20 protein-coding genes and 1 riboswitch are annotated in these 22,967 nt (G+C 38.8%); of the genes, 17 read left to right on the top strand and 3 right to left on the bottom strand.

All coding sequences use genetic code 11. The features are described 5' to 3' along the window. Positions 1-112: 112 nt before the first annotated feature. The 12 genes from VK91_RS05295 (at position 113) to VK91_RS05240 (ending at position 14,646) form a co-directional block, all read left to right on the top strand. Positions 113-1,381 (top strand): ATP-grasp domain-containing protein, encoded by a 1,269-nt coding sequence (locus tag VK91_RS05295; RefSeq protein WP_048391478.1) that lies wholly within the window; start codon positions 113-115, stop codon positions 1,379-1,381. Positions 1,382-1,585: 204 nt separating this feature from the next. Continuing rightward, the gene (miaB, locus tag VK91_RS05290) at positions 1,586-3,130 is read left to right on the top strand and encodes a tRNA (N6-isopentenyl adenosine(37)-C2)-methylthiotransferase MiaB (protein ID WP_048391476.1); all 1,545 of its coding nucleotides are present in this window, start codon (positions 1,586-1,588) and stop codon (positions 3,128-3,130) included. Further along, a complete protein-coding gene (locus tag VK91_RS05285) occupies positions 3,131-3,568 on the top strand; it encodes a RicAFT regulatory complex protein RicA family protein (protein ID WP_048391473.1) in 438 nt (145 codons plus the stop codon). A 134-nt stretch (positions 3,569-3,702) separates the two neighbouring features. Beyond that, positions 3,703-4,356 (top strand): outer spore coat protein CotE, encoded by a 654-nt coding sequence (gene cotE, locus VK91_RS05280; protein WP_175400709.1) that lies wholly within the window; start codon positions 3,703-3,705, stop codon positions 4,354-4,356. A gap of 128 nt (positions 4,357-4,484) precedes the next feature. Continuing rightward, positions 4,485-7,055, top strand: coding sequence for a DNA mismatch repair protein MutS (gene mutS / locus VK91_RS05275; RefSeq protein WP_048391448.1), 2,571 nt, complete (start codon positions 4,485-4,487; stop codon positions 7,053-7,055). 15 nt (positions 7,056-7,070) lie between these two features. Next, positions 7,071-8,933 carry a DNA mismatch repair endonuclease MutL gene (gene mutL, locus VK91_RS05270; RefSeq protein WP_048391402.1) on the top strand — a complete coding sequence of 621 codons (1,863 nt, stop codon included), beginning with the start codon at positions 7,071-7,073 and terminating at the stop codon, positions 8,931-8,933. An 18-nt stretch (positions 8,934-8,951) separates the two neighbouring features. Next, positions 8,952-10,445, top strand: coding sequence for a glycerol kinase GlpK (gene glpK / locus VK91_RS05265; RefSeq protein WP_048391400.1), 1,494 nt, complete (start codon positions 8,952-8,954; stop codon positions 10,443-10,445). Positions 10,446-10,463: 18 nt separating this feature from the next. Further along, positions 10,464-12,110 carry a glycerol-3-phosphate dehydrogenase/oxidase gene (locus tag VK91_RS05260; protein ID WP_048391398.1) on the top strand — a complete coding sequence of 549 codons (1,647 nt, stop codon included), beginning with the start codon at positions 10,464-10,466 and terminating at the stop codon, positions 12,108-12,110. Between the two features lie 3 nt (positions 12,111-12,113). Next, entirely contained in the window at positions 12,114-13,031 is a 918-nt protein-coding gene (locus tag VK91_RS05255; RefSeq protein ID WP_016991959.1) for an alpha/beta fold hydrolase, read from the top strand. Then, positions 13,018-13,920, top strand: coding sequence for a tRNA (adenosine(37)-N6)-dimethylallyltransferase MiaA (miaA, locus tag VK91_RS05250; RefSeq protein WP_048391396.1), 903 nt, complete (start codon positions 13,018-13,020; stop codon positions 13,918-13,920). The genes VK91_RS05255 and miaA overlap by 14 nt, the downstream gene beginning before the upstream one ends. Before the next feature lie 97 nt (positions 13,921-14,017). Further along, entirely contained in the window at positions 14,018-14,248 is a 231-nt protein-coding gene (hfq, locus tag VK91_RS05245; RefSeq protein ID WP_004225825.1) for an RNA chaperone Hfq, read from the top strand. Positions 14,249-14,343: 95 nt separating this feature from the next. Beyond that, positions 14,344-14,646, top strand: a complete 303-nt coding sequence (locus VK91_RS05240) for a rhodanese-like domain-containing protein (RefSeq protein ID WP_009371183.1) — start codon at positions 14,344-14,346, stop codon at positions 14,644-14,646. Between the two features lie 43 nt (positions 14,647-14,689). On the opposite strand, the gene VK91_RS05235 is transcribed toward VK91_RS05240, so the two are convergent. Beyond that, a complete protein-coding gene (locus VK91_RS05235; RefSeq protein WP_048391393.1) occupies positions 14,690-15,085 on the bottom strand; it encodes a hypothetical protein in 396 nt (131 codons plus the stop codon). Positions 15,086-15,492: 407 nt separating this feature from the next. Continuing rightward, a riboswitch (cobalamin riboswitch) is annotated at positions 15,493-15,669 on the top strand. Between the two features lie 91 nt (positions 15,670-15,760). On the opposite strand from VK91_RS05235, the gene cobT reads away from it, so the two are divergent. Then, positions 15,761-16,816, top strand: coding sequence for a nicotinate-nucleotide--dimethylbenzimidazole phosphoribosyltransferase (gene cobT, locus VK91_RS05230; RefSeq protein ID WP_048391391.1), 1,056 nt, complete (start codon positions 15,761-15,763; stop codon positions 16,814-16,816). A gap of 51 nt (positions 16,817-16,867) precedes the next feature. Here the strand turns inward: cobT and VK91_RS05225 are convergent, their stop codons facing one another. Then, the gene (locus VK91_RS05225) at positions 16,868-17,473 is read right to left on the bottom strand and encodes a trimeric intracellular cation channel family protein (RefSeq protein ID WP_004225816.1); all 606 of its coding nucleotides are present in this window, start codon (positions 17,471-17,473) and stop codon (positions 16,868-16,870) included. Positions 17,474-17,814: 341 nt separating this feature from the next. Between VK91_RS05225 and VK91_RS05220 the strand changes: the two genes are divergently transcribed. The 3 genes from VK91_RS05220 to glnA all read left to right on the top strand — a co-directional run bounded on the left by VK91_RS05220 (position 17,815) and on the right by glnA (position 20,990). Continuing rightward, positions 17,815-19,068, top strand: coding sequence for a methionine gamma-lyase family protein (locus tag VK91_RS05220; RefSeq protein WP_048391389.1), 1,254 nt, complete (start codon positions 17,815-17,817; stop codon positions 19,066-19,068). Between the two features lie 154 nt (positions 19,069-19,222). Continuing rightward, positions 19,223-19,600 carry a MerR family transcriptional regulator gene (locus VK91_RS05215; RefSeq protein ID WP_004225812.1) on the top strand — a complete coding sequence of 126 codons (378 nt, stop codon included), beginning with the start codon at positions 19,223-19,225 and terminating at the stop codon, positions 19,598-19,600. 55 nt (positions 19,601-19,655) lie between these two features. Then, entirely contained in the window at positions 19,656-20,990 is a 1,335-nt protein-coding gene (gene glnA, locus VK91_RS05210) for a type I glutamate--ammonia ligase (protein WP_004225810.1), read from the top strand. Positions 20,991-21,088: 98 nt separating this feature from the next. Here glnA and VK91_RS05205 read toward each other — a convergent pair whose 3' ends face one another. After that, entirely contained in the window at positions 21,089-21,394 is a 306-nt protein-coding gene (locus tag VK91_RS05205; protein WP_016991980.1) for a CotD family spore coat protein, read from the bottom strand. A gap of 555 nt (positions 21,395-21,949) precedes the next feature. Here VK91_RS05205 and VK91_RS05200 point away from each other — a divergent pair. Continuing rightward, a complete protein-coding gene (locus VK91_RS05200) occupies positions 21,950-22,960 on the top strand; it encodes an ABC transporter substrate-binding protein (RefSeq protein ID WP_048391385.1) in 1,011 nt (336 codons plus the stop codon). The last annotated feature ends 7 nt before the right edge of the window (positions 22,961-22,967 follow it).

Raw genomic sequence — 22,967 nt, 5'->3', positions numbered from 1 at the left:
GAGTAAAGGGCACTAAAGCTTCAATGTAGTGCCTTTTATTCGTATTACATAAGTACAATTTTACTCGCATACAAATGATTAAATTCATTTTTATAATGTGAGGCGATTCAGATTGACATCTATTAAAGAACAACCCTTTTTACCTATTATTATACAATCGGGTCAGCATGCGTACGGGGTAGCACGCTCATTTTATGCAGCCTACCGCATGAAAAGTCTTGTCATTGAGCCAGCAAAAAAAGGGAGGACGATGCGCTCACTCCTTTTGAAAGGCTCACAGGGAATTGCCACGCAGAATAGCGGTATTCTGGATTTTCAATACGTTGAACATTTAGATGATCCTACCCGTTTTGTACAAGCGCTAGTGGGATTGGCCATGCAGTGCCAACAAAAGAAATTGATTTTATTAGTTTGTGACTGCTACTATGCAGAGCTTATCATTGAAAATAAAGAGCAGCTTGAAAAGTACTTTATTTTACCTTACATTGATCAGGCTTTACTAAATAGGGTGCAAACAAAGGAGAAGTTCTACAGGCTTTGTGATAAATATCAGTTAAAATACCCCAAAACCATCATTATAACAAAGGAACATCATCCAAATAGAGAAATTCCAATCCAGTATCCCATTATTATTAAACCCTCCAATACCGTTGCCTATACGAACTGTTCCTTTCCTGAAAAGAAAAAAATATATCTAGTGCATGATGCAGATGAGATGCAGCACATTATTCGCTGTATTTATCGTTCTAGCTATCAAGACACCTTAATCGTTCAAGAATTTATTCCAGGCGACGATTCCTATATCCGTGTTCTAGATGTATATGTAGGAAGAGATCGAAAAGTAAAATTAATGTGTCTTAGCAACAAGCTACTCGAAGATCCATCTCCACAAAACAAAGGTATTTCTTTAGCTGTTATGATCGATTATGATGAACAGCTAATGGAATCCATTCGGCATTTTTTAGAGGACATCGGCTATACGGGCTTTGCTAATTTTGATATGAAATATGATGCAAGGGACGGTAAATACAAGCTATTTGAAATGAATTTGCGAGCAGGGGCTTCAAGCTACTATGTGACCGCAAGCGGGTATAATTTAATGCAATATGTGGTGGATGATTATTTATACCAGGTTAATCATGAACGAACATATGTCCAGACGAAGCATGTATGGTCATTACTTCCTTCAAAAACACTATTTAAATACATGAAGAATGAAAAATTAAAAATAGAAGCAAAGCAATTAATGAAAGAAGGGCAATACACGGATGCATTACTATATAAAGAAGATATGAATATCAAGCGTTGGATAAAGCTGAAATTGTATCATTCATATTTACAGGTAAAATACAGCAAGTATTTTAATAAGAGCAATAGTTAGCAAATGTGAACTGATGGATAGGACATTAAAACTTTCAGGATAGAACGCCAGAGCTGATGGATAATTACGCCTATCTTCATATAATTAAGTCGAAACCTCGACATTTGAGGCGCAAACCTTGTAGGAAGTATCAACTATTCAGTATAATAATAAAATGGGAATTCAAGTGCATGGATTTCGTTTGAAAGGAGTTACCTGATTGCGATGAATGAGGAACAACGCTTAGCTAATCAACAAGTCAATCAACCAAAAAAAGAAGACAAGCCTGAAAAGGATTATAGTAAATATTTTGAGAGGGTCTTTACAGCTCCATCCTTAAAAGATGCTAAAAAACGTGGGAAAGAAGATGTGAAGTATCATAAGGATTTTAGCATTGCAGAAGAGTTCGCAGGAATGGGCAAAGATCGCACCTTCTATATTCGTACTTATGGCTGCCAAATGAATGAGCATGACACAGAAGTAATGGCCGGGATTTTTATGCAGCTAGGCTACACACCAACAGAGGTGATTGAAGAGGCTGACGTTGTCTTGCTAAATACATGTGCTATTCGTGAAAATGCAGAAAACAAAGTATTTGGAGAACTTGGTTTCCTGCTGAAATATAAACGAAAAAACCCTGAGATGCTAATAGGGGTTTGTGGCTGTATGTCGCAAGAGGAATCTGTGGTTAATAAAATTTTAAGAAGCTACCCACATGTTGATATGGTGTTTGGTACACACAATATTCACCGTCTGCCAAACATTTTAAAAGAAGCCTACATGTCAAAAGAAATGGTCATAGAGGTTTGGTCTAAAGAAGGCGATGTCATTGAAAATCTGCCGAAGAAACGTCTTGGCTCCATTAAGGCTTGGGTTAATATTATGTATGGTTGCGATAAATTCTGTACGTATTGTATCGTTCCATATACACGTGGTAAAGAGCGCAGTCGCCGACCAGAGGAAATCATTGCTGAAGTTCGTGAGCTAGCGGCAGCGGGCTACAAAGAGATTATGTTATTGGGGCAAAATGTCAACGCTTACGGTAAAGATTTTGAGGATATTGATTATCGTCTTGGCGATTTAATGGATGAATTAAGAAAGATCGATATTCCTCGGATTCGATTTACAACGAGTCATCCACGTGACTTTGATGACCATTTAATCGAAGTTCTTGCAAAGCGTGGCAACTTAGTGGAGCATATCCATTTACCAGTACAATCGGGCTCGAATGACGTGCTAAAAATTATGGCGCGTAAATACACACGCGAGCATTTCCTTGGTTTAGTGGATAGAATTAAAGCGGCAATACCTGAAGTAACCTTAACAACAGATATTATCGTTGGCTATCCGAATGAAACAGAGGAACAGTTTGAGGAAACATTGTCCTTATACCGTGAAGTTGGCTTTGACGCAGCCTTTACGTATATTTATTCGCCGCGTGAAGGTACACCAGCTGCAAAAATGATTGACAATGTACCTGAAGAGGTGAAAAAAGAGCGTCTTCAACGTTTAAATGAAGTGGTGGGTGAATACTCTCGCAAAGCATTAGAGCGTTTAAATGGTCAGGTTGTAGAAGTATTAGTTGAAGGCACAAGTAAACGACGCGACGATGTGTTAGCGGGCTATACGAGGAAAAATCGTTTAGTTAACTTCAAAGCACCAGCAGAAGTAATTGGTCAATTAGTGAAAGTAAAAATAACAGAGACTACATCCTATTCACTTACTGGTGAATTTGTGGAAGTCGTAAAAAATGAAAAGGTGGAAGCATAAATGACACAAGTCTTATATACAAAAGAAGATTTAATTAAAAAATCACATGAAATTGCACATATGATTGCAAATACGCCAGAGGTTGAATTTTTCAAAAAGGCAGAAGCGCAAATTAACGAAAATCAACAAGTACGTGAACGTATTGCAAGCTTAAAAAGCTTACAAAAACAAGCGGTTAATTTCCAACACCTAGGGAAAGAAAAAGCATTAAAAATGATTGAAGATAAAATTGCTAAAATCGAGGAAGAAATTAATGCCATCCCAGTTGTGCAACAATTTAAAGAATCACAAGGCGATGTGAATGATTTATTGCAACTTGTTTCAAATACGATCGCAAATAATGTTACAAATGAAATTATTCGCTCAACTGGTGGCGATGTTCTTCGTGGTGAAACGGGTTCATACGTAGAAAATAGTCAACCAGGTAGCTGCTCTTAACAGATTATAGAAATCAAAGCTCGAATGCTGTCATTCGAGCTTTTTTTACGTCTTCTTCTATTGAAGCATTCAGCTGCTATAATAGACCTCTCATCGAAAAGTTTTAAATGATCCATTTCATTCTCTAAAAATATATGTTCACCCAATGGGCGCTACCTGCATATGATGGAGTGAAAAGAGTCGAAGGAGGAATTGCGCTGAAACGTTTACGACAAATCGTGACGAAAGCAGTAGTTGCCAAAGGGAAGAAGAGAACGGAAGAACGTGTAACATTATCACCAACAAATAAACCGACAAGTATTTTAGGGTGCTGGGTAATCAATCACACTTGCTCTGCAAAAAGAGTCGGGAAATTTGTAGAAGTAACAGGGAAATTTGATGTCAATGTTTGGTATGCCTATAGTAATCATTCGAAAACAGCTGTGTTTTCTGAAACGATTCACTATAAAGACAAAGTGAAGCTTCACTATCGAGACGGTGAAATTAGCGTTGGTGATGATGTTCGTGTACGTGTGATACAAGAACCAAATTGTATTGAAGCGATTATCTCTCCATGTGGTACAAAGTTTGAAATTGTAGTGGAACGTGAAGTAGTTGTTGAGGTAATGGGTGAAACAACAATTTGTATTAGTGTCCATCCACTAGACTATGAAGAAGATTGGAGCCTTAATGATGAAAGTTCATCTTCATCCTCATCAAGCTCTAGTTCTAGCTCCTCTTCAAGTCCTGAAGGAGAAGGCAGGTATGTGTTAGAGTCTTCATCGTTTCCTGATGAACGACCAAGATAAGTCTAAAAAACATCATTTTTTGATACATGCGAAATGCTAGCATCTTAAAAAAGGTGAATAAAGCGTTTCGCATGTATCTTTTGTTATAATAAATATATCTATAAGGCAAGAGCGAGGTAAATAGTGATATGACAACATATACACCAATGATGCAACAGTATCTACAGGTAAAGGAAGATTACAAAGATGCCTTTTTATTTTTTAGATTAGGTGACTTTTATGAAATGTTTTTTGAGGACGCAATCAATGCCTCACAAATTTTAGAAATTACATTAACAAGCCGAGATGCAGGCGCAAAAGAGCGAATACCAATGTGCGGTGTGCCGCATCATTCGGCTAAAAATTATATTGAAACACTTGTGCAAAAAGGCTATAAAGTGGCTATTTGTGAACAAACAGAAGATCCAAAGCAAGCAAAAGGTGTGGTCAAACGTGAAGTTGTTCAGCTTATCACACCAGGAACAATTATGGAAGGAAAGGCTCTTGATGGTAAATCTAATCATTTTATTGGAGCGGCAGAGCAATTAGATGACACAACATTTGGCTATGCTTATTTAGATTTATCCACAGGTGAAGCCGTAGCGTCTTCTATTGAAGGCGATGGAAAAGCCTTATTAATGCAAATGCAGGCTTACGGAATTCGAGAACTGATTGTCACGGATAGTTTGCAGCTATTATTAGCAGAGCATGCCGTCAATGCTGGGATCGTACTTTCAATTGAAGTGAATGAAATGCCAATGGACAAAGCAGCAAGTTATCTAGAAGCTGTACCAAAACCGTTACAAATTGCGTGTCTTCGATTGTTAGCTTATATTGACCAAACACAAATGAGATCTTTATCACATATTCAGGCATTCACGTTTAATGAAATTAAAAATTATTTACGCATTGATTCTAGCTCAAAGCGCAATTTAGAGCTGATTCAATCGATTCGTGGTGGCGATCAAAAAGGTACACTCTTATGGCTATTAGATGACACCGTGACAGCGATGGGTGGACGGAAATTAAAGCAATGGCTACACCAACCGCTTGCCACACGTTCAGCAATCGAGGCTAGACTAGCGATTGTTACGGATTTATTGGAAGAATATTTTGTACGAACAGAGCTTCAAGCATCCTTAAAACAAGTATATGATTTAGAGCGTTTGGCTGGTCGTGTTGCTTTTGGCAATGTGGGTGGACGAGATTTAGCCCAATTGCGTGATTCTTTACGCCAAGTGCCGACTATTCAGCAACAGTTGATGGGGTCAAATAAAGAAACATTACAGCAATTAGGTGCGGAACTTGATACATGCTCAGATGTCGAGGCATTATTAGCAAAAGCGATTACAGATAATCCCCCTATTACCATTAAAGAAGGGGATGTTATCCGTGACGGCTATAATGAACGCTTAGACGAACTTCGCTATGCCGCTCGTAATGGTAAGGATTGGATTGCCCAACTTGAACAAGAAGAGCGTGTGAAAACGGGTATTAAAAATTTAAAAATAGGCTATAATCGCATTTTTGGTTACTATATAGAAATTACAAAATCAAATATTCATTTAGCAGATTTAACACGCTATGAGCGAAAACAAACACTGGCGAATGCGGAACGCTATATTACACAGGAACTAAAAGAAAAAGAAGCATTGATTTTAAATGCTGAAGAAGAAAGCTTAACATTAGAGTACAACCTGTTTGTAGAAATTCGTGATGTATTAAAAACTTATATTCCGCGTGTCCAAGCACTAGCAGCAAACATTAGTGAATTGGATGTCTTATTAAGCTTTGCAAGCGTCTCAGAAAAATATCGATTTACGAAACCAGAATTTCACGGTGGACGTGCCCTTAAAATTATAGAAGGACGCCATCCTGTCGTTGAAAAAATGCTGAACAAGCAAATGTATGTACCAAACGATTGTGTGCTAGAAGAGCAGAACAATATGATGCTTATTACAGGGCCGAATATGTCTGGTAAAAGTACTTATATGCGTCAAGTAGCATTAATTGTTGTTATGGCTCAAATGGGCTGCTATGTACCTGCTGAAAAAGCGAAGCTACCAATTACCGATCAAATTTTTACTCGGATTGGGGCGGCTGATGATTTAGCGGCAGGACAATCTACATTTATGGTGGAGATGCTTGAATCGCAACATGCTATTATGCATGCAACAAAAAATAGCTTAATGCTATTTGATGAAATTGGACGTGGAACATCGACCTATGATGGTATGAGCTTGGCACAATCGATGATGGAATATATACATGACAAAATAGGAGCCAATACGTTATTTTCTACGCACTATCATGAATTGACAGCACTTGAAAAGGATTTACCACGCTTACAAAATGTGCATGTTTCAGCCACTGAAAAAAATGGTACGGTCGTTTTCCTGCATAAGGTGAAAAAAGGAGCGGCTGATAAATCCTATGGTATACATGTGGCACAGCTTGCTCAATTACCTGAGGAAATTTTAGCTAGAGCACGTGTATTACTTGAGAACTTTGAGGCAGGGAAAGAAGTAGTTGCCGAAACACAGGTGATAGCTGAACAACCAGTACAGATGTCTTTATTTACAGAGGACGAACCGATTTCCCCAGCCGAGACAAAGGTGCTAAAGAAATTAGAAAAGGTCAATATTCTAGGTACTTCACCGATGCAGGCAATGAATATTTTATATGAGCTACAGCAAGAGCTAGTGAACGCTAAAAAATAAAGGAGTGATACGTTAGTGGGAAACATACAAATTATGGACGAATGGCTATCCAATAAAATCGCAGCAGGAGAGGTAGTAGAAAGGCCAGCCTCTGTTGTCAAAGAGCTAGTGGAAAATGCTATTGATGCTGGGAGTACGTCCGTTGATGTTTTTTTACTAGAAGCAGGTCTCACTTCTATTCAAGTAATAGATAATGGTAGCGGTATGGATGAAGAGGATGCTCTAATGTCATTCTCTCGTCATGCTACTAGTAAAATTCATCAGGAACATGATTTATTTCGTATTCGAACACTTGGCTTCCGTGGTGAGGCTTTAGCATCCATAGCCTCTGTTTCTAAAATGACATTGATTACATCAAATGGTGAATCTGGAACACATTTAGAACTTGAAGGTGGACATATCCTCACTCATAAACCTGGTCCGTTACGTAAAGGGACTGATTTAACAGTCTCCCAGCTATTCTTTAATACACCTGCCCGTTTAAAATATATGAAAACCATTCAAACCGAACTCGGGCATACAATAGACCTGATGAATCGCCTCGCACTTGGTAACCCACAAATAGCATTTAGATTATTGCATAATGGTCAACAACTACTGCAAACAAATGGCCGAGGAGATGTACAACAAGTGCTTGCAGCTATTTATGGAATACATAATGCCAAGAAAATGGTGTTATTCCAAGGCGAGTCACATGATTATCGAATTTCTGGCTTTGTATCCTTACCAGAGGTAACACGTGCTTCTAAAAATTATATGACTCTATTTGTTAATGGTCGTTGGGTCAAGCATTATTTAGTACAAAAGGCCATTGTGGATGCTTACCATACGTATTTACCTATCGAGCGCTTCCCAATAGTTGTTCTATATATAGAGGGTGATCCTTACTTAACAGACGTGAATGTGCATCCTGCAAAACATCAAATTCGTTTAAGTAAAGAGGCTGAGCTTTTGAAGTTAATAGAGGAAACCATTCGTGAAACAATACGCAACATTATTCGAGTCCCACAAATGGAAAAGAAAGAAAAAATAGTTAAACCAGCTACTGAGCAATTAAACATTTGGAAGCCTGCTCCGAAGATTGATGTGGAGAAAATGAATGCCATCGTAGAAAAATTATATGATGCCCAAACCATTCAAGAAAACAATCTTGAACAGATAGATGAGCCTAAGCTAATTTCTACGGTTCGAGAGGAAAGTTGGCAGCCTACACCACAAATAGAGGCTGAAACAATTGATGAAGTAACAATAGCTGCACAGTCGGAAATATTGGAAGAGACGCCTACGAAGGAACCCTTTCCTGAACTCGAAGTAGTGGGACAAATCCATGGCACATACATTGTCGCACAAATGGAGGATGGTTTTTATTTAATTGATCAGCATGCTGCTCAGGAACGTATTAAATACGAATTCTTCCGTGAAAAAGTCGGTCAAGTTAATCCTCATGAACGTCAGGCATTATTGTTACCACTAACATTCCATTATGCAGCAGATGAAGCACTGATCTTACGAGAACACAGGCATGAATTAGAAGCTGTAGGCGTATTTTTAGAGGAATTTGGACAGTCATCTTTTGTTGTACGTGAGCATCCGAGTTGGTTCCCACAAGGGGAGGAACAGGAAATCATTGAGGATTTAATTGAACAGGTGTTGACAACTAAAAAGGCTGATATCAAAAAACTACGTGAGGCAGCCGCAATTATGATGAGCTGTAAAAAGTCAATCAAAGCCAATCATTATTTAACAAAAGAGCAAATGGAAACATTGCTACGAGATTTACGCTATGCAGATAATCCATTTACATGCCCACACGGACGTCCAGTGCTTATTCACTTTACATCATATGAAGTGGAAAAAATGTTTAAACGGGTTATGTAAGGGAGAGGGGGAAAATGGATGGGTGAATTTATTTTAGCGATTGATCAAGGAACGACAAGTTCAAGAGCCATTTTATTTGATAAAAAAGGTCAAATTGTTCATGTAGCACAAAAAGAATTTCAACAAATTTTTCCAAAGGCTGGCTGGGTAGAGCATAATGCCAATGAAATATGGGGTTCTATCTTGTCCGTTATTGCGGCGGTATTAACCGAAAGTGGCCATGAAGCAAGTGAGGTTCATGCGATCGGCATTACCAATCAGCGCGAAACAACAGTGGTGTGGGATAAACACACAGGTCAGCCCATTTACAATGCGATTGTCTGGCAATCACGCCAAACACAGGACATTGTGAATACCTTAAAAGAACAAGGACAAGAAGAACATTTTCAGCAAAAAACAGGGCTTCGCTTAGATGCTTATTTTTCAGCGACAAAAATTAAATGGATCTTAGATAATGTTGAAGGTGCTCGTGAAAAGGCAGACAATGGGGATTTATTATTTGGGACGATTGATACATGGCTTGTTTGGCGATTATCAAAGGGAAAGGCTCATGTGACCGATTACTCAAATGCAGCTCGAACAATGCTCTACAATATTCATGAATTGAAGTGGGATGAGGAACTTTGTGAGCTTTTAGCTATCCCAATGTCCATGCTTCCAGAAGTGAGAAATTCATCAGAAATATATACAGAAACGACTCCAAGTATATTTTTTGGAGAAAAAATTCCGATAGCTGGAATTGCGGGTGATCAGCAAGCCGCACTTTTTGGACAAACTTGTTTTACCAAAGGAATGGCTAAAAACACGTATGGCACTGGCTGCTTTATGCTATTAAATACAGGAGAGCAGGCAGTGACATCGGAAAATGGTTTATTGACAACCATTGCGTGGGGAATTGATGGGACAGTGACCTATGCATTGGAAGGTAGTGTATTTGTAGCAGGATCAGCTATTCAATGGCTACGCGATGGACTTAGGATGATTCGTACAGCAGAGGATTCAGAATCCTATGCTAGAAAAGTAGATCATACCGATGGGGTTTATGTTGTCCCTGCTTTTGTTGGACTCGGTACACCTTACTGGGATACAGATGCACGTGGCGCCATTTTTGGGTTAACACGTGGAACATCAAAAGAACATTTTATTCGAGCAACACTAGAATCATTAGCCTATCAAACGAAAGATGTACTAGATGCAATGGAAGAAGCAGCAGGTACTCCGATTGAAGTACTCCGTGTAGATGGTGGAGCTGTCAAAAATCAATTTTTAATGCAGTTCCAAAGTGATGTTTTACAGCTACAAGTAGAGCTAGCAAAACTGAATGAGTCAACAGCACTCGGTGCAGCCTATTTAGCGGGGCTTGCGACAAGCTTCTGGCCAAACCAAGAGGCTTTATCTGCATTATGGGTGAGTGGGGAAACCTATCAACCTCACATGGATGAAGAACAAGCCACAGCTCTGTATACAGGATGGCAGAAGGCTGTAGAGGCAACACGAATTTTTAAATCATAGCTATTGGGGGAGAAAGGTATGTTTTCATTTGAGCAGCGACCAAAAATTTTATATTATCTAGAGCACTATAGCTTTGACGTATTAGTCATTGGTGGTGGTATTACAGGTGCAGGAATTGCATTAGATGCCGCATCAAGAGGCCTTTCTGTCGCATTAATTGATATGCAAGATTTTTCAGCTGGTACGTCGAGCCGTTCAACCAAATTGATTCACGGTGGTCTACGTTATTTAAAGCAATTTGATGTAGGAGTTGTAGCCGAGGTAGGGCGAGAGCGTGAAATTGTTTATGATAATGCTGTACATGTCACAACGCCTGAAAAAATGCTATTACCTTTATATAAAAAGGGTTCACTCGGTCCCTTCACAACATCTATGGCATTAAAGGTCTATGACCGCTTGGCAGGCGTCAAAAAACATGAACGTAGAACGATGTTAAATGCTCAGGAAACCCTGGCATTAGAGCCTTTACTCAATCAAGAGGGCTTAGTCGGCGGTGGCTATTATGTAGAATACCGTACAGATGATGCCCGTCTAACAATTGAAGTATTAAAAAAGGCTGTAGAATATGGAGCGCTTTGCCTCAACTATGCTGAAATGACGGAATTTATTTATGAAAAGAAAAAGCTTGTTGGCATTAAAGTGAGGGATCATGTGACGGGGAAAATGCTCAATGTCCATGCCGCCCAAATTGTGAATGCAACGGGTCCTTGGGTTGATGACGTACGACAAAAAGATAAAGTAGCAGATAACAAGCAATTACGTCTAACAAAGGGCGTTCATATTGTCCTCAAACAAAAGGATTTCCCGCTAAAGCAAGCTGTTTATTTTGATATTGCTGATGGTCGTATGGCCTTTGCCATTCCACGAGATGGCAAAACCTATGTAGGGACTACGGATACTGTCTATGAAGGTAATCCTGTACATCCAGTGGCAACACAAAAAGATGTGGATTATCTAATTGAGGCTGCTAAAAAGGTCTTTCCAACTGCTACTATCACAAGAGACACAATTGAATCCTCTTGGGCAGGCGTCCGACCTCTGATTTATGAAAAAGGTAAGGATCCATCAGAAATTTCAAGGAAAGATGAAATTTGGACAGCGCCAAGTGGTTTAATGACGATTGCGGGTGGCAAGCTTACGGGCTATCGCCAAATGGCTGAAACGATTGTGGATAAAATTGTGAAGTCCCGTCGCTACAAGCATGCAAGTGCCTGTTTAACACGTGAGCTAGCACTTTCTGGTGCAAAGGGAATTAACGCTATTAATTTCCCTGACTATATTGCCTATAAAGCTCGTGAAGGCGTACAATATGGCTTAAATTATGATGAAGCCAAGCATCTCGTACAAAAGTATGGCACGAATGTAGATGCCTTATTTGATCGGGTGAAATTTTTACATGAACATGGTAGTACAATGCCTCTTGCCTTACATGCGATGCTACTGTATGGCATTGAAGCCGAAATGGTCTATACACCAAGCGACTTCTTTATCCGTCGGACTGGTTTATTATACTTCGATATTGAAGCAGTAAAACTTTATAAACAGCAAGTGATTCAGGTGATGCAACAACGCTTAAATTATACAGAGGAGCAAAAAAATAGATATATTGCTGAATTAGAGCAAGCCATTAACGATGCAACAAATTTTGTGAAAGAAGGGGAGTAAGGGATGGAGCGTTATATTCAAATGTCGGATGAACAATTTGTCTTCACGCGAACATTGGAGCCTTCAACGCCATGTATTGGACATATTCACATTTTGCATGGCATGGCAGAGCACAGCGGTCGCTATTTAACATTTGCGAAAACACTCAACGCAGCAGGCTATGTTGTGACGATGCACGATCACCGTGGGCATGGTGAAACGGCAGCATATAATGGGACATTGGGCTTTTTTGCTGAAGAAAACGGCTTTGAGCGTGTTGTAAAAGATGCTCATGAAGTGATTACACAACTTCACGTACCATACGCTAATGTACCATTAATTCTCTTTGGCCATAGTATGGGTTCTTTCATTACTAGACGCTATATTCAATTATACGGAGAGCAAGTTGATAATGTTATTCTCTGCGGCACTGGAAATGTGACAGCCTTGCATGCTGTAGGAAATCTAGTAGCCAAGGCTTTAGCAAAGGGACTAGGAAAAGAAACTGAAAGTAAGCTGTTAAATCAATTGAGCTTTGGTAGCTTTAATAAGCAATTTCCTAATCCGAAGACTGCCTATGATTGGTTATGTTCAGTACAACAAGAGGTGGAAAAGTATATCGATGATCCCTATTGTGGCTTTATTCCAACGAATCAATTTTTCGTGGATTTGACAACTGGCTTTGCCACACTAAATCGTAAAAGAGAATTAGCAAAAGTAAGAAAAGACCTCCCTATTCTCTTGATTAGTGGCAGTAAAGATCCGGTTGGTGAACAGGGGCTAGGCGTTTACAAAGTTGCTGAACAGTTAGCAGCGGTGGGTGTAGAGGATGTAACGGTTTATTTATTCGAGGATAAACGACATGAAATTTTAAATGAAGACAATCAAGAAGCGGTCTTTCAAGTTTTATTACGGTGGTTAGAAAAATATGATAGAAACTAAATTGCAGCAGGCAGAGGTCGTAGCAATAGTGGGACCGACTGCCTCAGGTAAAACGGCATTAAGCATTGAACTGGCAAAAAAATATAACGGTGAAGTCATTAATGGTGATTCCATGCAAGTTTATAAAGGGCTCGATATTGGGACAGCTAAAATTACCGAAGAAGAGATGGAGGGCGTTCCTCATCATTTACTTAGCTTTTTAGAGCCTACAGAATCTTTTTCGGTAGCAGATTATCAAAAATTAGTACGTGCGAAGATCGCGGAAATACAAGCTCGTCAAAAATTACCTATAATAGTAGGAGGCTCTGGCTTATATGTACAAGCTGTCCTCTATGATTTCCAATTTACTGATGAAAAAGTAGATGAAGAAGCACGAAAAGCCTACTATGAGGAATTAGCAAAGCTTGGCCCTGAGGCAATGCATGACAAACTAAAACAACTAGACCCTCAAACAGCGCAGACAATCCATCCAAACAATACACGTCGTGTTATTCGTGCATTAGAAATGCTGGAATTAAGCGGTGTATCAAAAGCAGCTGAAGCGCAAAATCGAGGGGAAGTACCCCTTTACGACCATGTTATTTTAGGTCTAGGTCAAAACATGTCCCGTGACGTGCTATATGACCGTATTAATCGTCGTGTTGATTTAATGGTGGAAAATGGTCTTCTGCAAGAGGTGAAGGGATTATGGCAGCAAAATATCCGTGGAGTACAGTCTATACAAGCCATCGGGTATAAAGAATTATATGATTATTTAGATGGCAAATGTACCCTAGAGGAAGCCCTTGATAGCTTAAAACAAAATTCCCGTCGCTATGCAAAAAGACAGCTTACTTATTTCCGTAATAAAATGGATGTCCATTTTATTACGCCGGATGATCGATTATAAGAATAAAGAAAAATTTCTAAAAATTACTAATTGATAAATTGGTAGAACGTGCTACTATAGGAATGAAGAGGTAGAAAGTTAGTAGGGAGGCTATTTGATGAAATCAATCAATTTGCAAGATACGTTCTTGAACCAACTACGTAAAAACAGTGTTTTTGTAACTGTATTTCTGTTAAACGGATTTCAGTTAAAAGGGACTGTGAAATCATATGATAATTTTACAGTATTACTACTTGATGCTGAAAATAAGCAGCACCTAATCTACAAGCATGCCATTTCTACATTCGTACCAGCAAAACAAATAGAGTTTTTAGAGACAGAAGTATAATAAGTTTGTTAAACAGTTAGTGTTCTCACACTGGCTGTTTTTTTTGCTACAAGCTATAATGATAGTGGAATTTGATATTTTGGAGGACAAAGTTTATGAAAACAATGGAAACAACACAATTATTAGATCTGTTAGATGCAAATGAGGACCTATATATTATCGATGTACGTGAAGAGGATGAAGTAGCCCATGGCATGATCCCAGGTGCTCAACATATTGCACTCGGAACTATCCCTGAACGTTTAGAGGAATTAGATGTAGAAAAGCCATATATTATTGTATGTAAGGCTGGAGCTCGTTCTGCCAATGCGTGTGCTTACTTAGAGGCACAAGGATTTGATGTAACAAACCTTGAAGGCGGCATGCTGGCTTATGATGGAGAATTAGAATTTAAATAAATCATGAAAAAAGAAAGAGTATACACTCTTTCTTTTTTCATGATTATTTTTTCAAGGCATCCATGATAAAATTAAAATTCTCTTCAAAGTTTTTGTAGATATTAACATTTTTTTGTCCCTGCACTTTTGAAGCATAACTAGCAAAGTTTAGACCAGCTCCATAAATTTGTAGTGCTCCATTCGCCAAATCCCCTTTTTGGAGAAGCTCAATGCCATCTTTCAAGAAATTTTGACTCTCCTCGAAATGACACTCCGTAATGTATTTATCACCACTATGAAATAACTTTAAATTTTCTAGTATTTTATTTGCTGTCTCTTCACTGATCGAAGCGTCGATATTGATTAACAACTGATTGATCGGTTTTACGAGTTTGGCATAGAGGCTATCGTGCGTTTCACAGGTTTCAGCAATAGCGTTTCTTAATTGTTTTGCATTCATCGTATCTACTCCTAACTTTTCATCGTTTTACTATTGATACTTACCCTAATTTTAATCATAGAAATAATTTATGTTTACATTGAACAGATTATTAAGGTTTCAACTTTTATGTTCAACATTACTCAGTGAATTGGCAGAACATATGCTATTGAAGATAGAGATGATTGAAAAGTCTGAGTTTACTTGTTATGGCAATTGATTCAGTAATGGATTTTTGTACAAGCCGAGTGTTAGACATAGAGAATTCTAAAAAGCACTAATTATGGAAGACTAGGAATCAAGTGAAGGATTCATTTATTGGGACAAGCACTTGATAAGCTTTTATTGTGAATAGCAGTATGTACTAAGTTAACACTCAAAAAATTTTTTCCTCTTGACACTAAAAAAGTTGTAAAGTAGATTTAACATAATTACATAAAGCAATAGGTGCCCACTAGGGAGAATAGGGAATAAAGTGAAAAGCTTTAGCGGACCCGCCACTGTATGAGGGAGTTTCGTAGTGTATGCCACTAGCAAATTGCTGGGAAGGTACTATGAGATGTTGAACTTGAGCCAGGAGACCTGCCTACATGCTATAGAAGATATAGATGATGGAAAAGTCTGTAGTTTATTTGTCATGACAATAAACTACAGACTTTTTATTTTGTCTTAATGAGAACGAGAGGAGAAATAATCATGCAATTATTACAAGACACGATTCAAAACATTCAGGGGGCTGATATGAAAAGTATGGAGCAAGCTAGAAAGCGGATTGATGCGCTTTGTAAGCCCCCAGGTAGCTTGGGTAAACTAGAATCACTTGCCGTACAGCTCTCTGGTATAACAGGACAATTATATCCGATGGTCGACAAAAAAGTGATGATTGTCTGTGCTGCAGATCATGGTGTTTGCGAGGAAGGTGTAACCACGAATCCACAAGATGTTACGGTCTTTCAAACATTAAATTTTCCTAAGGGGGGTACAGGCGTTTGTGCGATTGCGGGGATTACCAATGCAAAGGTGGTCACAGTAGATGTGGGTGTAAAAGAAGATATTCCACTTGATGCAGGTGTCATTATTCATAAAATTAAATATGGTACAGATAACATGGCACAAGGTCCAGCTATGGCCAAACAAGAAGCCATTCAATCGATAGAAGTAGGAATCCGTGTGGCCACTGAGGAAATCATAAAAGGTGCTGATGTACTTGGGACTGGAGAAATGGGCATCGGCAATACAACACCAAGTGCTGCGATATTAGCTGTTTTGACGGGATGCAACCCTATCGAAGTAACGGGGTTTGGTGCAGGAGTAGGCCAAGGAGGCATTGCCTATAAAGCGGCAGTTATTGAAAAAGCAATTACCTTAAATCAGCCTAATCCAAATGATGTTATTGATGTTCTGGCTAAGGTTGGAGGGTTAGAGATAGGGGCGATGACAGGTATTATTCTTGGCGCTGCTGCCCATCGTAAACCCGTTGTCATTGATGGATTTATTTCAACTATAGCAGCCCTCATTGCTTATAAGCTCGAACCAAAAGTAATCGATTATATCATTCCTTCCCATGTTTCAGAGGAACCAGGGACAAAAATTGCCGCTGCCTTACTAGGCATTGAACCAATGTTGCACATGAATATGCGTTTAGGCGAAGGTTCTGGAGCAGCCTTAGCCTTTCCTATTTTAGATGCAGCTTGCTCGATGATGAAAAACATGGTGACTTTAGAAGAATCAATGCAGTTGTTAAAAAGATAAAAACAATAAAACAGCCAATGACTTAATTTTTGGTCATTGGCTGAATGGTGTTTATGCACGATTTAACTTTCGTAATGGCAAGCGCCACTTCATCATATAGGAAAGAATACGTAAAGCTGTAATCACTGCGAATAAAATATAAAGGAAAATGTCTCCTGTAAAAACCTCGAATCCGATTAGCAATCCTGCAAGAGCTGCCCAAACACCATAAACTTCATCACGGAGAACTAATGGTTTTCTTCTAGCTAATAAATCTCGTACAATACCACCACCTGAACCTGTCAAAACAGCAGCTACAATGACTGCGCTTACTGGCATATCAAGCTTAACAGCATAGAGTGCGCCTTGAATAGCGAATGCTGATAAGCCAATCGCATCTGTGAAGTTACCCCAACGATGCCAATGTTGAATCAGATGATGCGGAAAAATAAAGAATATCGTAATCGCAGCAAGCGCTATTTGAAACATCATATCCTGTCCCCAAAGTGTTGTGACAGGTAGTCCAATGAGTAAATTTCGGATAGCTCCTCCACCAAAAGCAGTCACAATACCAAGTATATATACACCGAATAAATCGTATTCTTCTTCCATGGCAATAATTGCCCCAGAAATAGCAAAGGCAATTGTTCCTATAATACTAAAAACCTCCCAAGCCATCCCTTTCACCCCTTCTATCAATAAATAAACTTTATTAAAAGTTAAAAGACTTTTTACGTAACAGAATCTATGAATTTAATAGCCAAAATCGGTCATTAAATACGCATCTTGAAATGAGTCCGCACATTAGCTTAGCGTAAAATCCTCTTAGAAACAATAGGCAAGTTTTACAGGTGCACATACAAATTGATAAAATGTGATTAAAATAAAGAAAAACATTCGTCAAAAGCGTTTATATACCAGTAGTTGGTTAGGGAATTCTAGAGTGATTGAAGTCAATTTAGATAGTCAATAAATCTTACTGATTGAAATGCGAGACATTGTGAAATGGAGAAGAAAGAATGACGTTTACATCAAATTTATCAACAGAAACGCTATCGTTAGCGGCAAAAGTAGAGGAGCAAGTTCGGCCTTATCATGCCGAGGTAGAAGAAATGGCGTTCTACAATCAGCAGAAGGTGCTAGCAGCTTTCAGAAAGCATCAAGTAAGTGATTATCATTTACACCCATCAAACGGCTATGGCTATGATGATGAGGGGCGGGATAATCTAGAGCGTGTTTATGCCGAAGTATTTGGTGCAGAGGCAGCCATAGTCCGACCGCAAATTATTTCAGGCACACATGCAATCACGCTTAGTCTATTCGGTGTTTTGCGTCCTGGTGATGAGCTGCTTTATATTTCGGGTCAGCCATATGATACATTGCAATCCATTGTCGATGGTGGTGATAAAGATACAGGTTCACTGAAAGATTATAAAATCGGTTATCGACATGTGGATTTACTAGATAATCAGGTCATTGATTGGGCAGGTGTTGAAGAGGCCATTACAGCACAAACCAAAATGATTGCGATTCAGCGTTCAAAAGGCTACGCAACACGTCCATCCTTTACAATTGAAGAAATTACAGATATGTGTGTAAAGGTACGTAAATTAGCTCCGAAAGCTATTATTTTTGTAGATAACTGCTATGGCGAGTTTGTAGAGGCGCAGGAACCTACAGAGGTCGGGGCTGACTTAATGGCAGGATCGCTCATTAAAAATCCAGGTGGAGGCTTGGCTAAAATTGGTGGCTATATTGCTGGACGCGCAGATTTAGTGGAGAAATGTGCCTATCGTATGACATCTCCAGGTATTGGAGCAGAAGCGGGGGCCACATTAAATACACTAGGTGATTTTTATCAAGGGTTTTTCCTAGCACCACATGTTGTATCGCAAGCACTAAAAGGGGCGATATTTACAGCTGCAATGCTTGAGGAAATCGGCATGAGCACTTCTCCGAGCTATCATGCGAAGCGTACAGATTTAATTCAATCAGTATCGTTCCAAACGGCTCAGCAAATGATTGATTTTTGTCGTGAAATACAAGCGAACTCACCGATAAATGCCCATTATGCTCCTGAACCAGCCTATATGCCAGGCTATGAAGATGATGTCATTATGGCAGCTGGAACATTTATTCAGGGGTCCAGCATTGAGCTAACAGCGGATGGCCCAATACGACCTCCATATACAGCATTTATCCAGGGGGGACTAACATATGAACACGTTAAATTTGCTATTTGCAGTGCGGTTCAAGCCATTCAAAAAGCATAACAAGACAATAGATAAAGCCTAAATATGAATAGTTTTTTACAATTTTTAATCGAATTGAAAAAAATAGTGCCAACCATGTTAGATAACCTTACATGGTTGGTTGACAGTAAAAAAATTTCGTTATATGATAAGCGGGTATTGGAGGAGGACTTAAATGAGTCGTGAAATTAGACGAACTATGCCGTTATTATCGATGAGTATCGTGATGCAATTAACAGAGCTTTCGGCAAGACAAATTCGTTATTATGAAGAACACCATTTAATTGAGCCGCACCGAACAGAAGGCAATCGACGTATGTTTTCACTAAATGACGTCGACACATTGCTTGAGGTTAAAGATTACTTAGAACAGGGTATGAATATGGCGAAGATTAAAAAAATATTTGCTAAAAAGAAAAATCCTGTTGCAACAACTGATGAGCAAGATTTAAGTGATTCAGAATTACGCCAAATTATGCGCGAAGAAATGCGTCAAGCACAGCGCATGCAAAAATCGTCCATCCGAAGAGGGGATTTATCTCGATTCTATTAATAAATAGGGTAGGGTAAACATAAAAGCTAGACAAATTATAGGAGTGTGGAAAACTGTGGGTAAATACACAAAAGAGGACATTAAACGTCTCATCGAAGAAAAAAACGTAAGCTTTATTCGTTTACAATTTACAGATATTCTTGGCACTATCAAAAATGTTGAGATTCCTGTAAGTCAATTAGACAAAGCACTTGAAAATAAAATGATGTTTGATGGCTCATCTATTGAAGGTTTCGTTCGAATCGAAGAATCTGATATGTATTTATATCCTGATCTTGATACTTTCGTAGTATTCCCTTGGACTTCTGAAAAAGGGAAAGTAGCACGTTTTATCTGTGATGTATACACTGCGAAAGGCGAACCGTTTGCTGGTGACCCACGTAACAACCTAAAACGAATTCTTAAAAAAATGGAAGAAATGGGCTTCTCAAGCTTCAATTTAGGGCCTGAGCCAGAATTCTTCTTATTCAAATTAGATGCAAAAGGCGAACCAACATTAGAAGTAAATGACCATGGAGGTTATTTCGATTTAGCGCCAACAGATCTTGGTGAAAATTGCCGTCGTGATATTGTGTTAGAGCTAGAAGAAATGGGCTTTGAAATTGAAGCATCACACCATGAGGTAGCTCCAGGACAACACGAAATCGACTTTAAATATGCGGATGCTGTTACTGCGTGTGATAACATCCAAACATTCAAATTAGTGGTTAAAACAATCGCTCGTAAACATGGCTTACACGCTACATTTATGCCAAAACCACTATTTGGTGAAGCGGGCTCTGGTATGCACTTTAACGTGTCACTATTTAAAGGCAAAGAAAATGCGTTCTATGATGAATCTACAGAATTAGGTCTTTCTGAAACAGCTATGCAATTCATGGCGGGTGTTCTTGCACACGTACAAGGTTTCACAGCTGTAACAAACCCAACAGTTAACTCTTATAAACGTCTAGTACCAGGTTATGAAGCACCATGTTATGTAGCATGGTCTGCACAAAACCGTTCACCATTAATTCGTATTCCATCTGCACGTGGCCTTTCAACTCGTGTTGAAGTACGCTCTGTAGACCCTTCTGCAAACCCATATTTAGCGATGGCAGTTATTTTAGAAGCAGGTCTTGAAGGTATTCGTCAAAGCCTAACACCACCTGCTGCTATTAACCGCAACATCTATGTGATGTCGGAAGAAGAGCGTCAAGCAAATGGTATTGAAAACCTACCTGCAGCACTTGATGATGCACTAACATTACTTGCTAAAGATCAAGTAGCACAGGAAGCATTAGGTGAGCATATTTATGCAAACTTTAAAGAAGCAAAAGAAATCGAGTTCGATATGTACCGTACAACTGTTCATCAATGGGAACGCGATCAATATTTAAAAATGTATTAATCATAAAGATACCGAGTGCCTGATAGAGGGTACTCGGTTTTTTTCTGAACATATTAGGAACGATGGGGTCATATGACAACCCCATCGTTATTTTAGTATTAGCGCATATGTTTATGATGGTGTGGCATATGGCAAGGGTTAGGTGGCATACCGCACATTGTATGTGTTTCACAGCATTCATTCACGACAGATTCTGTGCATGGGAAATAATACTGATGATCAATCATATGTTTGTTCACTGTTGTAACATGTGCAGGTTGTACGTGTGGAACAACTGTATGGATATAATTTGTACGTACATATTGCTCTGGTGGTAAAAATTGTGGTGGATCATATTGCATTGGCATCATTTGTGGCGGACAGCAGTGTGGACCTTTAGCCGGATGGCGTCTTCGTTGAAACATGTTATTACCTCCTGTTTTGATAAGTTGTAGTTCATTATTAAGATATGAGATATACGTCGATAGGGTCTATTTATTTGCCTATTAATGCATAGGTAAATCTAACAAGTAACTAAAATAGTAGAAAATCTATAATCAATTTGCCTACGTCTTTGAGTGAAATGAAAGCATGACATATTGTTGAAAATGATGATGTCAACGGCAGGAAAATCAATTTCGCGGGGCGAGGCGTTTTCCGTTCCATCATCGTCCTTTCCAAAGGGCGATGATCCTCCCCTGATCATGCTGCAAAACTTCTTTCATGTCTAACAGTAGTGAACAAAATAGCACATATTTTCAAAGTGAAGATAATGAGTCTAACAACCAGCCAAATGCGTGGTTTTCTACACGATGAATAGGTTTTTCAAATAACGTTCTTCCTAGCGTCATAATGTAAATAAATTTTTATTAAAAAAGTATGTTTTTTGAAAAAATAGATATTGTCAATAAAACAATCGTACAGTATACTCTTTAATTGATAATGATTATCGTTGTCGATTATTTCTTAGGAGGAAATGTATGCCAAAATTATCACTGCAAAAAAAGAACTTTTTTGTACTTTTCACACTACTATTAACCTTCGCGTTATTATTAGTTGGGTGTGGGGAGAAAACATCGAACTCCAGTAGTTCACAAGAGAACGACAAAGCAGAAGAAAGCAACACTGAATCAGAATCTTCTAGTCGTGAGATTACACATGCAATGGGTACTACAACGATTGAAGGCACACCTACAAAAATCGTTACACTATATCAAGGCGCAACAGATGTTGCAGTTGCTATGGGCATTAAACCAGTTGGGGTAGTAGAATCTTGGGCAGAAGCGCCTGTTTATAATTATATGAAGAATGAGCTTGATGGCGTTGCAATTGTAGGACAAGAAACACAACCAAACCTTGAAGAAATTGCAAAGCTTAAACCAGATTTAATTATTGCTTCTAAAGTACGTCATGAAGAAATTTATGATCAGTTATCGCAGATTGCACCAACAGTTGCTCATGAAACGGTTTTCGATTTCAAAGGAACAGCTGAAATGATGGGTCAAGCAATGAATCAAGAAGATAAGGTGAATGAATTACTTGGCGATTGGGATACACGAGTAGCTGATTTCCAAACAAAAATCAAAGAGAAGCTTGGCGATAAATGGCCATTCCATGTTTCTGTTGTCAACTTCAGAGCAGACCATGCTCGTATTTATGTGACAGGTTATGCGGGTTCTATTTTATCTGAGCTTGGATTCCAAGGTCCTAAAAATTTAACAGATGATTCTTTAGAAATTGTGAAGCTAACTGACAAGGAAAGCATCACACAAATGAATGCTGATGTTATTTATATGTTTATGGAAAATGATGAGACAGTGAAAAAAACTTATGAAGATTGGACAAACCATCCACTTTGGAAAGAGCTTGACGCAGTGAAAGCGAATCAAGTTTATCAGGTAGATGAAATTAATTGGAATCTAGCAGGTGGTATTACTAGTGCTAATTTAATGCTAGATGATATTTATGACAAGTTTGAATTAGAAAAATAGTGAATGA

The sequence above is a fragment of the Lysinibacillus sp. LK3 genome (assembly GCF_001043675.1).
GTDB classification, from domain to species: Bacteria; Bacillota; Bacilli; order Bacillales_A; family Planococcaceae; genus Lysinibacillus; species Lysinibacillus capsici.
The sequence above is the reverse complement of the archived record's forward strand: the minus strand, read 5'-3'. Positions and strand labels throughout refer to the sequence as shown.